The organism is Planococcus lenghuensis (assembly GCF_001999905.1).
GTDB lineage: Bacteria > Bacillota > Bacilli > Bacillales_A > Planococcaceae > Indiicoccus > Indiicoccus lenghuensis.
This window is the reverse complement of record NZ_CP019640.1, coordinates 152,501-166,357: the sequence shown is the minus strand read 5'-3', so window position 1 is coordinate 166,357 and position 13,857 is coordinate 152,501. Positions and strand designations below refer to the sequence as shown.

The following is a 13,857-nucleotide window of genomic DNA, read 5'->3' as shown; positions in this document are numbered from 1 at the left end:
TATGACAGACTTTCTGTTATCTCAGTGATTTTGGATTAAATGCATCTTTCAATCCTTCACCAATAAAATTAATCGCCAGGATAGTAAAAGTGATGGCCAGGCCGGCCGGCACCCAAATCCATGGTTTATCGCTCAAAATGCCCGGATCCCGTGCTGCCTGGAGCAAATTCCCCCAGCTTGGTGTTCCGAGCGGCACACCAAAGCCGATGAAACTTAGACCGGTTTCCGCCACAATCATGACAGCCAATAACAACGAGGCTTGTACAATAACCGTGGACAGCACATTTGGCAGCAAATGCTTCAGCATTACGGTAATCGGTCTTGTGCCGATTGAAATGGCACTTAAGATATATTCATTTTCCCGCTCGGACATGACTTTACTGCGAACAACACGGGTCGCTCCCTGCCAGCCAAGCAAGCCGAGTGCCAGAATCAAGGCGAAGACGCCGGTATCCTGGAAAATGGTTGATAAGACGATAACGAAGATGATGAACGGAAAATTCATCATAAAATCAACAAAGCGCATCAGGATGCTGTCGACAATCCCGCCATAGAAACCTGCGATCAGCCCGAGGACCGTTGCGATTGTAATGATGATAGCGGTAGCCGAGAATCCGATCAGCAAGGATGTCCGGCCGCCGTACAGCAGCATCGTTAACACATCTCGACCGGCAGAGTCTGCTCCGAGCCAATGTTCTGCAGAAGGTTCTGCTTCGATCAGCATCGGATTAACCCGGGATGGGTCAATATCCGTCAGTACTGGCGCCAGGAACGATAGGACCACCATGATAAACAGGAAGACCATACTGATCATTGCTGGAATGTTTCTCAAAAATCGCCGGCGTGCAATCCCCCATTGTGACAGGCTGTTCTTCTTCACTTTTTTCAAGTGAGCGGAGGGTACGGCAGTTTCGTTATTAATGGCGCTCAACTCTTTCCCCTCCTTTTAATGTAGCCGGATGCGCGGATCTACCGCGGCATACAGTAAGTCAGCAATGAGGTTGCCGATCAGCGTGAACGCAGCTAGCAGTAATGCGATTCCCATCACTACTGAAAAGTCACGGTTGGAAATCGAATCGATGAACAGCTGGCCGATCCCCGGATACGTGAAAATCGTTTCAATAATTACCGAACCGCCAAGAATTCCGGCAATATCAAAGCCCAACAATGTGACAATCGGGATGATCGAATTTCTTAAAATATGTTTGTTGTAAATCGTTTTTTCTGCAGTACCTTTCGCTCTTGCTGTACGCACAAAATCTTTCCGTCCGTTCTCAATGGAATCATTCCGCAAGAATTGCGTATAGCTGGCAATCGGCAACAGACCCAGACAAACTGCCGGTAAAATGGCATGTTCGATTTTACTGATGTAGTACGCAAATGTGCCTGTCTCTACTCCAGCGCTGATACTGCCACTTGCCGGCAGCCAATTAAGCTGGAATGCGAAAAGATAAATCAGGAGCAGCGCCGCAACGAAGCTCGGCATTGCAAGCATAATGTAGTTGAAAACCTGCACCGTGTAATCCCCTATTGTGTATGGATGGCGTCCCGCATATCTTCCCATAAGAAATGATACAGAATAGGTGATGAGCATCGCACTGAGCGCAAGTACAACCGTATTGAGCAATTTAGAAAAAATCAGCTCTGATACAGGCATTTTATGGACGAAAGAATCACCAAAGTCTCCTTGGAGAATTCCACCTGCCCAGCGGAGGTACTGCACATGGACCGGATCATCCAGCCCGAGCTCAGCTCTCATCTCTGCGATATATTCAGGATCTGAGTTCAGCGGATCAATCTTTCCGGAGAGGGCATCTCCTGGCATAAGCGTTGCCAGGAAGAATACCACTACGGAAACTAGGAAGAGAATCGGGATCGCCATAGCAATTCTTCGCAATGTGTATACGAGCATGTCATTCTCCCTCATCTTACGTTTTTATATCTGTTTTATTCTGCTTCAGCAGCGTCAGTTACCCACCAGAGATGTGGATCAACCTGTGAAGTGAAGGAATTTGTGTGCACGTTCTGCAGACGTTCGTTCGCTGCATAGACATCAACCGGTGCGTTTAGGAAGATGTTCGGCAATTCTTCATTCACAAGTTTCTGCCATTCAACATAAACTTCTTTCCGGTATTCCTGATCGAATGCTTCAGCACTGAGGCCTTCTTCGATCAATGCATCCGACTCTTCATTCACCCAGCGCGGGAAGTTCCAGAAGTCATCTGATTTCCAGAGACCAGTCGGATCCGGGTCACTTGCCAAGCCCCATGCACCCATGAATACTTCAACAGATGGATCATCAGATTCGACCATGTCATAGAACAAATTGAATTCTTTCAGCGATCCGCCGTTCAGAGAAACGTTCAGACCGACATCCTGCCAGTTCTGGATGATGTACTGGGCACGTGGCTCAGCGATCTCAGAACCAGACATTGCATCAAAATTGATTGTGAACGGATCGCCATTCGGATCTTCACGGAAACCATCACCATCTACATCGACATAACCGGCTTCATCGAGAAGTGCTTTCGCTTTTTCCGGGTCATACGTATACTGTGTCAGTTCAGCGTCGTCTGCTTTTGCCCAGCTTACTGGCGGCATTGGCGCTTCGATCAATTCACCCAAACCGCTTGAGAATGCATCGAGCATGCCTTGACGGTCAAGTGCGTAAGCCATTGCCTGGCGGAGCTGCTTATCCTGGAATTTCGGGTTATCCATTACGTTCACTTCGTTTTCAGCGTCCCAATGGCCCAATTTAAAGCCAATATAGCTGTAGCCCAATGAAGCTTCTTCAAACAGCTGTACATTTTCAAGTTCTTTGATTTCTTCGTACTGGCTGGCAGGAATCGCCATGATATCGATTTCGCCATTTTCAAGCAATCCTGTAGCAAGTGAAGCATCCACTACTTGGTAGTTTACGCCTTCAAGGTAAGGAGTTCCCTGCCAGTAATCTTCAAAACGCTCCAGCTCAACGAGTTCGCCAGGAACGATATTTGCCACTTTAAATGGACCTGTTCCGATCGGTGCTTTACGGACCGCATCAGATTCTGCAAGTTCAGCTACCGGAATGCCTTCATAATAATGCTTCGGCATCGGGTATACCCAGAGGTTGGACATAGTATTCGGCTGGAGTTCAGTCAGTTTCACTTTCAGAATCTGATCGCTGACAACTTCCAGACCGGAAATTGTTTCTGCTGTGCCGTCATGCTTTTCCGCGGCACCTTCGATCATTTCCACGTTCGCGTAGCGCGGACCTGTGTAATCAGGATGTGCGATAACTTCGTAAGCGAACGCCATATCTTCAGCCGTCAGTGGCTCGCCATCATGCCATTCAATGCCATCTTTAATAGAGAATGTGATTGTTTTTGCTTCTTCATCAATTTCATACTCGGCCATTTCCGGCACCGGCAGGAGATCGTCTCCTGTTGCAACAAGTGGATCCATCATGAAGTTCAGGATCAGGTCATCATCTTCGCCTTCATAAAACCCGCGTTCCAGCAGACCTTGGAAAGGCGCTGTATAACCGTAAGTGACTGTTCCGCCCGCTACCGGGTCTCCAACTGCCACTGCTTCTTCTGTTTCACCTTCGACTCCGCCTTCTTCCGGTTCTACTGCTTCTTCGCCGTCTGAACTGCAGGCTGCCAAAAATAATCCTACCGCCAGCACCATCAGCATCAGTAACAGCCATGATTTGTTTTGCTTCAAAATGTTTCCCCCTTATTTTTTATCTTTCATTACTTCTTCGTCGTAAAGCAAACAAGCCACTCGATGGTCTGGCCTCACCTCCTTAAGTTCCGGGACAATGACTTTGCAGGCATCCATTGCAAATGGACAGCGCGTATGGAATACACAGCCGCTCGGCGGGTTCTGAGGATTCGGCACATCTCCCTGGAGCACGATCCGTTCGCGTTTTCTTCTCGGATCCGGCTGAGGAATTGCAGAGATCAACGATTGGGTGTACGGATGCAGCGGTTCTTCGTATAAGGAATCGCTTCCGCCGATTTCCATCATATTGCCGAGATACATGACACCAATCCGGTCGCTCATATGTTTGACGACACTTAAATCATGTGCGATGAACAAATAAGTTAAGTGGAACTCATCCTGCAATTCTTTTAATAGGTTCAGCACTTGTGACTGGATGGATACATCAAGCGCACTCACCGGCTCATCGGCGATGATCAGCTTCGGCTGCAATGCCAATGCCCGGGCAATCCCGATCCGTTGGCGCTGGCCGCCTGAAAATTCATGTGGGTATCTGTAATAATCCTCTTCTCGGAGCCCGACTTTCGTCAGCAGATTCATCACTTCAGCCTGCAGTTTTTTATGGGATTTCCGAGTGTAATTGCGGAGCGGTTCATCCACCAAGTGTCCGACCATCATCTTGGGGTTAAGGGAAGCATAAGGATCCTGAAACACCATCTGCAAATCTTTCCGGATTTCCCATAGCTTTTTGCTGTTGACGTTCGCCAGATTTTCGCCGTTGAAATTGACGACACCATCAGTGGCATCGGTCAGCCGGGTAATCGTCCGGCCAGCAGTTGACTTGCCGCAGCCCGATTCACCGACCAGTCCGAATGTCTCTCCTCTTCTCAATGTAAAGGAAATATCGTCCACCGCTTTAACATCTGCGATTTTCCGTCTAAAGAACCCGGCATGGACCGGATAGTATTTTTTTAAGTTTTTGACTTCCAATAGGATTTCCCGTTCTTCTGTGTGTTTCGCCGTCATCTTCTCACTCCCTCACTCTCTGTCGGGTAGCATTCCTCATAGAGCAGACATTTCGCATAATGTCCGCCGCCCACATCGGCGAGTTTCGGTGTGATTTCTGTACAGTGGTCGGACGCTTTCGGGCACCTGTCCGCAAAACGGCAGCCGACTTCCGGCATATTCTTAAGTGAGGGCACCACGCCGCCAATCGTATTCAGAGTTTCGACTTTTTCTTCAAGGCGCGGAATGCTGGATAACAGCGCTTCCGTGTAAGGATGCTTCGGATCATAAAACAGACTATCTACATCTGATTGCTCGATCACTTCACCGGCATACATGACAACCACTCGGTCCGCCAGTTCGGCGACCACCCCCAAGTCGTGGGTAATCAACAGAATCGACATATTTTTCCGTTCCTGGATGTCCTTCAGCAGTTCAAGGATCTGTGCTTGGATGGTAACATCCAGCGCAGTTGTCGGCTCATCAGCAATGAGCAGTTTCGGTTCCATTGCAATCGCCATCGCAATCATGATTCGCTGGCGCATACCGCCGGACAGCTGGTGCGGGTACTCGTCCATGATACTCTCAGGCCGTGAAATACCGACCTGCTTCAGAAGTTCGACGGACTTTTGTGTCGCTTCCCGCTTTTTGATACCGGTATGGTTATACAGTACTTCATTCAGTTGAAAACCAATTGTCAGTACAGGATTCAGGGCAGTCATTGGCTCTTGGAAAATCATCGCCATATCTTTCCCGCGTATTTTATTCATTTCAGCCTGGCTTTTGGGTACAATATCCATGCCGTTTAACAGGACTTCACCAGACGCGATTTTGGCATTTTCTTTCGGTAGAAGCTGCATCAGTGAAAGGGACATGACACTTTTACCGCATCCGGACTCCCCGACCACACACACCACTTCTTTTTCTTTAATATCAAACGAGACATCTTGGACTGCATTATAAAAGTCCCCATCGATCGTAAAACCGCTATGGAGATTCTTGACTTCCAGGAGAGTCTCCCTTTGCTGTACCATATGTCAATCCCCTTTTTATTTTATTGAGTGATTATTTTAAAAAGTAAGTTTCAGAAAAATCTCTTTTCGAGTATACTAGGCAAGTCAATTTAATACAAGAGTTTTTTATATTTTGTACTTTTCTGTCAATTAAAAATAAAATAAAGTTGTCTCTTTTTTTGAGGAACAAGACTAATTCCATGCAAAAGAAACTCATTATTAGTAATAATCTAATATAAAAAGCGGTATTTACACTTTTTCTTGATTTTTTCAAGAAAATTTATCCAATTTATTATTAATTATGCTTTTAACTATTATACAGTTAAAAAAATAAAAAAAAGCGATTTCACAATAATATTAATAACTTGGCTATCGATTTCATTGTTATTGCATGATCTCTATTCTCACGATCCTTTTATCGGCGTTACAAGACCTGCAATTTACAACTATGTATTCAACTACTGATCAATTGCTGTCAGAGAGTTATGTAGAAAGCATGCAAAAGCTGACTCCTCGTTCTGCTATTAAATATAGAAGTATAAATTACGTTAAAATTGCTTGGACAGATCCAGTATTCCCTGCTGCAAATACTGCTATCTATATTAATTACAGGAACAAAAAAGGATATACGATGTGGTAAAATACCACACGCATATCCTATAGATTGTGCTGCCAGTGTTTTGTCCATTCTATTCTCTGGTTTGCTTTTAACCGAGAGCCACGTCAAGTACCATCATAACAGCAAAGCCGACCAGCAAACTATTGGCAGCCAGTGATTTATTGCCATTTTCCTGTGATTCAGGGATGACTTCCTCTGCAACCACAAAAATCATCGCGCCCGCGGCAAAACTCAATGCATAAGGAAGGATCGGTTGAATAAGACCGACTGCCAATGCACCAATAACTGCTGCGATCGGTTCTACAATTGCAGAGCCTTGGCCGTATAAAAAACTTTTCGTTCTCGTTACACCTTCTCTTCTCAATGGCATCGCTACAGCAACGCCTTCAGGAAAATTCTGCAGTCCGATTCCAAGTGCAAGGGCCACTGCGCCAGCAAGCGATGCAGATTCATAGCCGGCAGCGACAGCACCGAATGCTACACCTACTGCCAAGCCTTCTGGAATATTATGGAGAGTTATAGCCATAAGCAGCAAAAAGTTTCGATTGCTTACTTTTTGTTGTGATTTATCGGAGGCATGTCGGTGAGGAACATAACGATTGATAAGAAAGATGAATAAACCGCCCAAAAGGAAGCCAATTGCCGCTACTGCCCATGGCGGCAGAAAACTGCTATCCTGCGCCATGTCAATCGCCGGTGACAGCAAGGACCAGAAACTCGCAGCAATCATTACCCCGCCTGCAAATCCCAGCATAAAATCCATCAGCTTCACTTTTACTTCCTTGACTGCAAACACAGCAGCTGCTCCGAGTGCCGTCAGTCCCCAAGTAAAGAGTCCTGCTAATAACGCCTGCAATACCGGTGACAATGACAAGAACCAATTCCACATGATTCGATCCCCCTTTCTGTCTCCTGCTGATTCGTTTATTTATTCATATAGTGTGTTATACCCGGCTAAAGGGTTACAAAACAGCAGAATAAAAGCTCCTGTCGAATTGACCAGGAGCTGTATATTAAGATTGGAGGCGCTTTTTATTCAGTTTGCCTAAAGATGTATATGGCAATCTCTTCACAAACCGGATTTCCCGGGGCATCTGGTAGCGGGCTATCCGCTCGCCCAGCCAATCGGCCAACACCTCTTCAGTCAATTCAGTTCCTTCAGCAGTCTGCACAAAAGCCCTCAGCCGCTGACCGAATCTATCGTCATCTACACCGATAACAGCCACGTCTTCAATTAGTGGATGCTGAGACAATACCCTTTCCACTTCAACAGGATAGACGTTTTCACCGCCTGAAACAATCATGTCATCGATCCGGCCGCACAGAAAATAGTATCCTTCTTTACTCCGGTAGCCAAGATCTCCAGTTTCAATCCAATCCCGCTTCCGGTTATTCATCGACCAGCCACTCTTCACACAAATATGACCGATCATTCCATCAGGCACAGGTTTCTTGTTAGCATCAATAATTTTCAGCTGCATGCCGGTTATCTGCCTGCCATTGGTCGCAGGTGCTGCCTTTAAATCTTCCGGTGTTGCAATCAGGTTCAGTCCTGCTTCAGAAGTGCCGTATAAATTATAAAGCACCGGACCCAATGCGTGTTCAGTTTCAAGAACCAGCTGCGGACTGAGTGCTGCACCTCCGGAAGCGATGCAGCATAGAGATTGCAGATCATCCGTGTTTGCCCGCAGCATCTTTTGCAGCATGAGCGGGACCACCGTTACAGCCTCAACGTGGTGTTTCCGAATAAGAGAACAGGTCCGGTGGGCATCGAATCTGCTGCTCAGAACCGCCTTTTTCCCCAATGCCAGACATACGAGCAGAATCGCTAATCCGTAGCCATGATAAAGCGGTGTCGCGATATGGATGGTCTTCAGATTCAAGAAATTAAGACGGATAAGCACCGCAAGAAAAGGATTCAAAAATTTGAAAAGAGAAGGTTTATGCGGGGCTTCTTTTGGCGCTCCGGTAGTCCCGCCTGTCAGCAGGATAAGCCTGCCGGCAGAAGACCGGGACACTTGCCATTCTTTCCCTAGCGACGTCGCTTTTTGCCGGCTGGTGACCGGCTTGTCCGGGTGGAGTATGCATACCTTTCTTAATCCACTTTCACTTCCTTCTACCAAGCCTGTTAAATCAGCATCGCATATCAGAAGATCAAAATCATGAATGCTTGTCAGGCTGCTGAATTGTTCGCGGCCAATTTCCGGATTCAGTAAGTAACAATCTGCTCCCAGCCGGGAAACAGCAATCAGTGAACCGACCAGTGGAATATGATTTCGGCAAAGAACACCTGCCTTTTGTCCAGCTCTGAGGCCGTATGTCTCCCGAAGACTTGTTGCCCAGCAGCTAGATTGTGCAAGAAGCTCGCTGTAACTGACACTTCCATTGTCATCGACTAGTGCTGTGTCTTGTCCATTATACTTCTCTCTGATCTCGAGGAGTGTCATAAGGTTAACACCGTGTTTTTGGACAGTAGAAAGAACTGCCGTCAATCCGCGGAAGGAAAGCAATTGCATTCGATATAGTACAATGACAAGTTTCAGCAGTTTCATTACTTGTCTTCCTTTCGCTTGACTGCACCTGCCATAATCGTCTCCCCTATTCTCCTGAATAACACAGAAGCCACTTGACCATAAATCAACCACCATGGCCGATATACGCGTTTTTTTGTATACATCGACCGGCAGACAATCACTGCTGTGTGATCCGGGTCCATTGCAGGCATCTTCCGGTAAGCCGCCGTCGGCAGAATCATCGGTGTGCGCACTAACGGCAAATATACGGAAGTCACAGTAATACCCATCATCCGCAATTCTGCCTCTGCAGAACGAAGCCACACATCGAATGCAGTTTTGGAAGCCTGATAAGCCGTCCAGTAAGGGACAGGCAGTAACAACGCATTGATCGTTGAAATATTAACAATATGACCTTGCTTTTTAGCAAGAAGCGGAATGACAGACAGTAGCAGTTGAACAGGTGCTTCATAATTGATGGCCATTGTTCTGGTGAAGTCATGAACCCGGTCCAATGACTGACGGATAGGCCGCCTGATAGAAAGCCCGGCGTTACTGACAACGATGTCCAGCCCATTCGGAAGCTGATGAATAAATGTCAGTAAACGCTGCAGCTCGTCCGGTTTGCGCAAATCAGCCTGAACGATGCTCACCTCTACATTGCTTTTTTCAAGATCTTTCCGGATAGCTTGGAGGAGGTGTTCCCTCCTCGCCACTAAAATCAAATGTGCACCGGTTTCACTCAGTCGGTAAGCAATCGATTTTCCAATGCCTGAACTGGCGCCGGTGATCAATATGGTCTTATTGCATAAAGATTTTTGAAGACGGTTTGTATTTAAAGCTGCAGGCAAAAACAAAATTTTTTCAAGCAAGCTATAAGTATACATAGGACATCCTTTTGACAGCAGAATTTTCTTTTCATTAATGTACCATATCTTTCCTGCTCTCAACAGGTAATTCCAGAGCAGTCACGGATACAATTTTTGGACAAACAAAAAAACGGCATCGCTGCCGTTCTAGTTTTGCATCTTCGTATTTGTATGGAGCCTAGGGGGCTCGAACCCCTGACCTCGTCGCTGCCAGCGACGCGCTCTCCCAGCTGAGCTAAGGCCCCTTGATAAATAGCAATGATACAATGATGCGGATGAAGGGAGTCGAACCCCCACGTCCGGTAAAGGACACTAGAGCCTGATTCTAGCGCGTCTGCCAATTCCGCCACATCCGCAAACATAAATGGTGAGCCATGAAGGATTCGAACCTTCGACCCTCTGATTAAAAGTCAGATGCTCTACCAACTGAGCTAATGGCTCCAATTAAAAAAAGCTGGGGCACTAGGATTCGAACCTAGGCATCACGAGACCAAAACCCGTTGCCTTACCGCTTGGCTATGCCCCAACGCTTCTATAAAACTGGTGGAGGGGGGCAGATTCGAACTGCCGAACCCGAAGGAGCGGATTTACAGTCCGCCGCGTTTAGCCACTTCGCTACCCCTCCGCATAGAATATAAATGGTGGAGGATGACGGGATCGAACCGCCGACCCTCTGCTTGTAAGGCAGATGCTCTCCCAGCTGAGCTAATCCTCCAAAATGGTGACCCCTACGGGATTCGAACCCGTGTTACCGCCGTGAAAGGGCGGTGTCTTAACCGCTTGACCAAGGGGCCAATCTCTATAAACAAAACATACTTCATGCAAATTTCCTCAAAAAACAGCAGAGCTCCCAATCGGATTCGAACCGATGACCTCTTCCTTACCATGGAAGTGCTCTACCTGCTGAGCTATGGAAGCAAGGTAAAAGTGAAAACAAATACAATAATAGAAAATTGCCCAGCGACGTCCTACTCTCACAGGGGGAAGCCCCCAACTACCATCGGCGCAAGAGAGCTTAACTGCCGTGTTCGGGATGGGAACGGGTGTGGCCTCTCTGCCATCATCACTGGACTTATTTGGTTGAGTGCTTGTTCACTCAAAACTGGATAACCGACATTGAAATGCTGTGGTGTCTAGCTCGGTGGCCAGGCCCTCGGGTCGTAAGCCGTCCCATTCTGGAAATCAGGATTTCCGCCATGGGCCGTCTCTACGCCGGTCGGGCCTTGCGTGGCCACCTGCGCTTTTCTTTGGTTAAGTCCTCGATCGATTAGTATTCGTCAGCTCCACATGTCGCCATGCGTCCACCCCGAACCTATCCACCTCATCGTCTTTGAGGGATCTTACTTACGTAAACGTAATGGGAAATCTCATCTTGAGGGGGGCTTCATGCTTAGATGCTTTCAGCACTTATCCCGGCCACACATAGCTACCCAGCGATGCCTTTGGCAAGACAACTGGTACACCAGCGGTGTGTCCATCCCGGTCCTCTCGTACTAAGGACAGCGCCTCTCAAATTTCCTGCGCCCGCGACGGATAGGGACCGAACTGTCTCACGACGTTCTGAACCCAGCTCGCGTACCGCTTTAATGGGCGAACAGCCCAACCCTTGGGACCGACTACAGCCCCAGGATGCGATGAGCCGACATCGAGGTGCCAAACCTCCCCGTCGATGTGAACTCTTGGGGGAGATAAGCCTGTTATCCCCGGGGTAGCTTTTATCCGTTGAGCGATGGCCCTTCCATGCGGAACCACCGGATCACTAAGCCCGTCTTTCGACCCTGCTCGACGTGTCTGTCTCGCAGTCAAGCTCCCTTCTGCCTTTGCACTCTACGAATGATTTCCAACCATTCTGAGGGAACCGTTGGGCGCCTCCGTTACTCTTTAGGAGGCGACCGCCCCAGTCAAACTGCCTGCCTGCCACTGTCTCCCCGGCCGATAAGGCCGGCGGGTTAGAAGTCCAATACAGCCAGGGTAGTATCCCACCATTGCCTCTGCGTAAGCTGGCGCTCACGCTTCTTCGGCTCCTACCTATCCTGTACAGGCTGTATCCAACTTCAATAGCAGGCTGCAGTAAAGCTCCACGGGGTCTTTCCGTCCTGTCGCGGGTAACCTGCATCTTCACAGGTACTATAATTTCACCGAGTCTCTCGTTGAGACAGTGCCCAGATCGTTACGCCTTTCGTGCGGGTCGGAACTTACCCGACAAGGAATTTCGCTACCTTAGGACCGTTATAGTTACGGCCGCCGTTTACTGGGGCTTCGGTTCGCACCTTCGCTTGCGCTAAGCGCTCCCCTTAACCTTCCAGCACCGGGCAGGCGTCAGCCCCTATACGTCACCTTACGGTTTTGCAGAGACCTGTGTTTTTGCTAAACAGTCGCCTGGGCCTATTCACTGCGGCTCTCTCGGGCTGTTCACCCAAAAGAGCACCCCTTCTCCCGAAGTTACGGGGTCATTTTGCCGAGTTCCTTAACGAGAGTTCTCTCGCACACCTTAGGATTCTCTCCTCGCCTACCTGTGTCGGTTTGCGGTACGGGCACCTCCCGCCTCGCTAGAGGCTTTTCTTGGCAGTGTGAAATCAGGGACTCCGGGGAATACTTCCCCTCGCCATCACAGCCTGGTGGTTGTGGGAACGGGATTTGCCTCGTTCCCCACCTCACTGCTTGGACGTGCGCAACCAACGGCACGCTCACCCTATCCTCCTGCGTCCCCCCATTGCTCAAATGGCGGGGAGGTGGTACAGGAATATCAACCTGTTGTCCATCGTCTACGCCGTTCGGCCTCGACTTAGGTCCCGACTAACCCTGAGCGGACGAGCCTTCCTCAGGAAACCTTAGGCATTCGGTGGAAGGGATTCTCACCCTTCTTTCGCTACTCATACCGGCATTCTCACTTCTAAGCACTCCACCGGTCCTTCCGGTCCGGCTTCAACGCGGCTTAGAACGCTCTCCTACCACTGTTCATACGAACAGTCCGCAGCTTCGGTAATCCGTTTAGCCCCGGTACATTTTCGGCGCAGTGTCACTCGACCAGTGAGCTATTACGCACTCTTTAAATGATGGCTGCTTCTAAGCCAACATCCTGGTTGTCTAAGCAACGCCACATCCTTTTCCACTTAACGGATATTTGGGGACCTTAGCTGGCGGTCTGGGCTGTTTCCCTCTTGACGACGGATCTTATCACTCGCCGTCTGACTCCCAAGCACAAGTCACTGGCATTCGGAGTTTGTCTGAACTCGGTAACCCGGGATGGGCCCCTCATCCAAACAGTGCTCTACCTCCAGGACTCTTTCGCTTGAGGCTAGCCCTAAAGCTATTTCGGAGAGAACCAGCTATCTCCAGGTTCGATTGGAATTTCTCCGCTACCCACACCTCATCCCCGCACTTTTCAACGTGCGTGGGTTCGGGCCTCCAGTGAGTGTTACCTCACCTTCACCCTGGACATGGGTAGATCACCTGGTTTCGGGTCTGCGACCCCTTACTCATTCGCCCTATTCAGACTCGCTTTCGCTGCGGCTCCGCCTTCTCGGCTTAACCTTGCAAGGAATCGCAACTCGCCGGTTCATTCTACAAAAGGCACGCCATCACCCATTAACGGGCTCTGACTACTTGTAGGCACACGGTTTCAGGATCTGTTTCACTCCCCTTCCGGGGTGCTTTTCACCTTTCCCTCACGGTACTGGTACACTATCGGTCACTAGGGAGTATTTAGCCTTGGGAGATGGTCCTCCCGGATTCCGACGGAATTCCACGTGTTCCGCCGTACTCAGGATCCACTCGGGAGAGAAGCGCATTTCGCCTACGGGGCTGTTACCGCGTATCGCGGGCCGTTCCAGGCCGCTTCAGCTATGCGCTTCTTTTATCACTCCACTGTTGAGTGTCCTACAACCCCAAGAGGCAAGCCTCTTGGTTTGGGCTGTTCCCGTTTCGCTCGCCGCTACTTGGGGAATCGCATTTGCTTTCTCTTCCTCCGGGTACTTAGATGTTTCAGTTCCCCGGGTCTGCCTTCTCATGCGCTATGAATTCACGCATGGATCCCGCCCCATTACAGGCGGGGGGTTTCCCCATTCGGAAATCTCCGGATCGTCGCTTACGTACAGCTCCCCGAAGCATATCGGTGTTAGTGCCGTCCTTCT

At 48.9% G+C, this 13,857-nt stretch carries 8 protein-coding genes, 8 tRNA genes and 2 rRNA genes (1 of these 18 running past the window's edge); all 18 read right to left on the bottom strand.

Features of this window, described 5'->3' with window-relative positions:
- Positions 1 to 16: 16 nt before the first annotated feature.
- Positions 17 to 931 carry an oligopeptide ABC transporter permease gene (opp4C, locus tag B0X71_RS00915; RefSeq protein WP_077587688.1) on the bottom strand — a complete coding sequence of 305 codons (915 nt, stop codon included), beginning with the start codon at positions 929 to 931 and terminating at the stop codon, positions 17 to 19.
- Between the two features lie 15 nt (positions 932 to 946).
- Positions 947 to 1,912, bottom strand: a complete 966-nt coding sequence (gene opp4B, locus B0X71_RS00910) for an oligopeptide ABC transporter permease (protein ID WP_077587687.1) — start codon at positions 1,910 to 1,912, stop codon at positions 947 to 949.
- 35 nt (positions 1,913 to 1,947) lie between these two features.
- Positions 1,948 to 3,705: an oligopeptide ABC transporter substrate-binding protein gene (opp4A, locus tag B0X71_RS00905; RefSeq protein WP_077587686.1), complete on the bottom strand. Its 1,758-nt coding sequence runs from the start codon at positions 3,703 to 3,705 to the stop codon at positions 1,948 to 1,950.
- Between the two features lie 12 nt (positions 3,706 to 3,717).
- Positions 3,718 to 4,731: an ABC transporter ATP-binding protein gene (locus B0X71_RS00900; protein ID WP_077587685.1), complete on the bottom strand. Its 1,014-nt coding sequence runs from the start codon at positions 4,729 to 4,731 to the stop codon at positions 3,718 to 3,720.
- Entirely contained in the window at positions 4,728 to 5,744 is a 1,017-nt protein-coding gene (locus B0X71_RS00895) for an ABC transporter ATP-binding protein (RefSeq protein WP_077587684.1), read from the bottom strand. The genes B0X71_RS00900 and B0X71_RS00895 overlap by 4 nt, the downstream gene beginning before the upstream one ends.
- A 686-nt stretch (positions 5,745 to 6,430) precedes the next feature.
- Complete coding sequence (locus B0X71_RS00890) at positions 6,431 to 7,231, bottom strand: ZIP family metal transporter (protein WP_077587683.1); 801 nt, start codon at positions 7,229 to 7,231, stop codon at positions 6,431 to 6,433.
- 124 nt (positions 7,232 to 7,355) lie between these two features.
- The gene (locus tag B0X71_RS00885; RefSeq protein ID WP_198038662.1) at positions 7,356 to 8,894 is read right to left on the bottom strand and encodes an AMP-binding protein; all 1,539 of its coding nucleotides are present in this window, start codon (positions 8,892 to 8,894) and stop codon (positions 7,356 to 7,358) included.
- Positions 8,894 to 9,742 (bottom strand): SDR family NAD(P)-dependent oxidoreductase, encoded by an 849-nt coding sequence (locus B0X71_RS00880; protein ID WP_077587682.1) that lies wholly within the window; start codon positions 9,740 to 9,742, stop codon positions 8,894 to 8,896. The genes B0X71_RS00885 and B0X71_RS00880 overlap by 1 nt, the downstream gene beginning before the upstream one ends.
- Positions 9,743 to 9,896: 154 nt before the next feature.
- Positions 9,897 to 9,969, bottom strand: a tRNA-Ala gene (locus B0X71_RS00875).
- Between the two features lie 25 nt (positions 9,970 to 9,994).
- A tRNA-Leu gene (locus B0X71_RS00870) sits at positions 9,995 to 10,080 on the bottom strand.
- A 9-nt stretch (positions 10,081 to 10,089) separates the two neighbouring features.
- Positions 10,090 to 10,165, bottom strand: a tRNA-Lys gene (locus B0X71_RS00865).
- A gap of 13 nt (positions 10,166 to 10,178) precedes the next feature.
- A tRNA-Gln gene (locus tag B0X71_RS00860) sits at positions 10,179 to 10,250 on the bottom strand.
- A gap of 15 nt (positions 10,251 to 10,265) precedes the next feature.
- Positions 10,266 to 10,349: transfer RNA gene (locus tag B0X71_RS00855), tRNA-Tyr, on the bottom strand.
- Between the two features lie 14 nt (positions 10,350 to 10,363).
- Positions 10,364 to 10,439, bottom strand: a tRNA-Val gene (locus B0X71_RS00850).
- 4 nt (positions 10,440 to 10,443) lie between these two features.
- Positions 10,444 to 10,518: transfer RNA gene (locus B0X71_RS00845), tRNA-Glu, on the bottom strand.
- Positions 10,519 to 10,569: 51 nt separating this feature from the next.
- Positions 10,570 to 10,642: transfer RNA gene (locus B0X71_RS00840), tRNA-Thr, on the bottom strand.
- Between the two features lie 37 nt (positions 10,643 to 10,679).
- A 5S ribosomal RNA gene (rrf, locus tag B0X71_RS00835) occupies positions 10,680 to 10,795 on the bottom strand.
- A 176-nt stretch (positions 10,796 to 10,971) separates the two neighbouring features.
- Positions 10,972 to 13,857 (bottom strand): 23S ribosomal RNA (locus tag B0X71_RS00830); it runs 49 nt beyond the window's last position.

Excerpts from the sequence above, each read along its gene's own strand:
- opp4B (WP_077587687.1), bottom strand. The coding sequence starts at position 1,912 with ATGCTCGTATACACATTGCGAAGAATTGCTATGGCGATCCCGATTCTC.
- B0X71_RS00895 (WP_077587684.1), bottom strand. The coding sequence starts at position 5,744 with ATGGTACAGCAAAGGGAGACTCTCCTGGAAGTCAAGAATCTCCATAGC.
- B0X71_RS00890 (WP_077587683.1), bottom strand. The coding sequence starts at position 7,231 with ATGTGGAATTGGTTCTTGTCATTGTCACCGGTATTGCAGGCGTTATTA.
- B0X71_RS00880 (WP_077587682.1), bottom strand. The coding sequence starts at position 9,742 with ATGTATACTTATAGCTTGCTTGAAAAAATTTTGTTTTTGCCTGCAGCT.
- B0X71_RS00885 (WP_198038662.1), bottom strand. The coding sequence starts at position 8,894 with ATGAAACTGCTGAAACTTGTCATTGTACTATATCGAATGCAATTGCTT.
- B0X71_RS00900 (WP_077587685.1), bottom strand. The coding sequence starts at position 4,731 with ATGACGGCGAAACACACAGAAGAACGGGAAATCCTATTGGAAGTCAAA.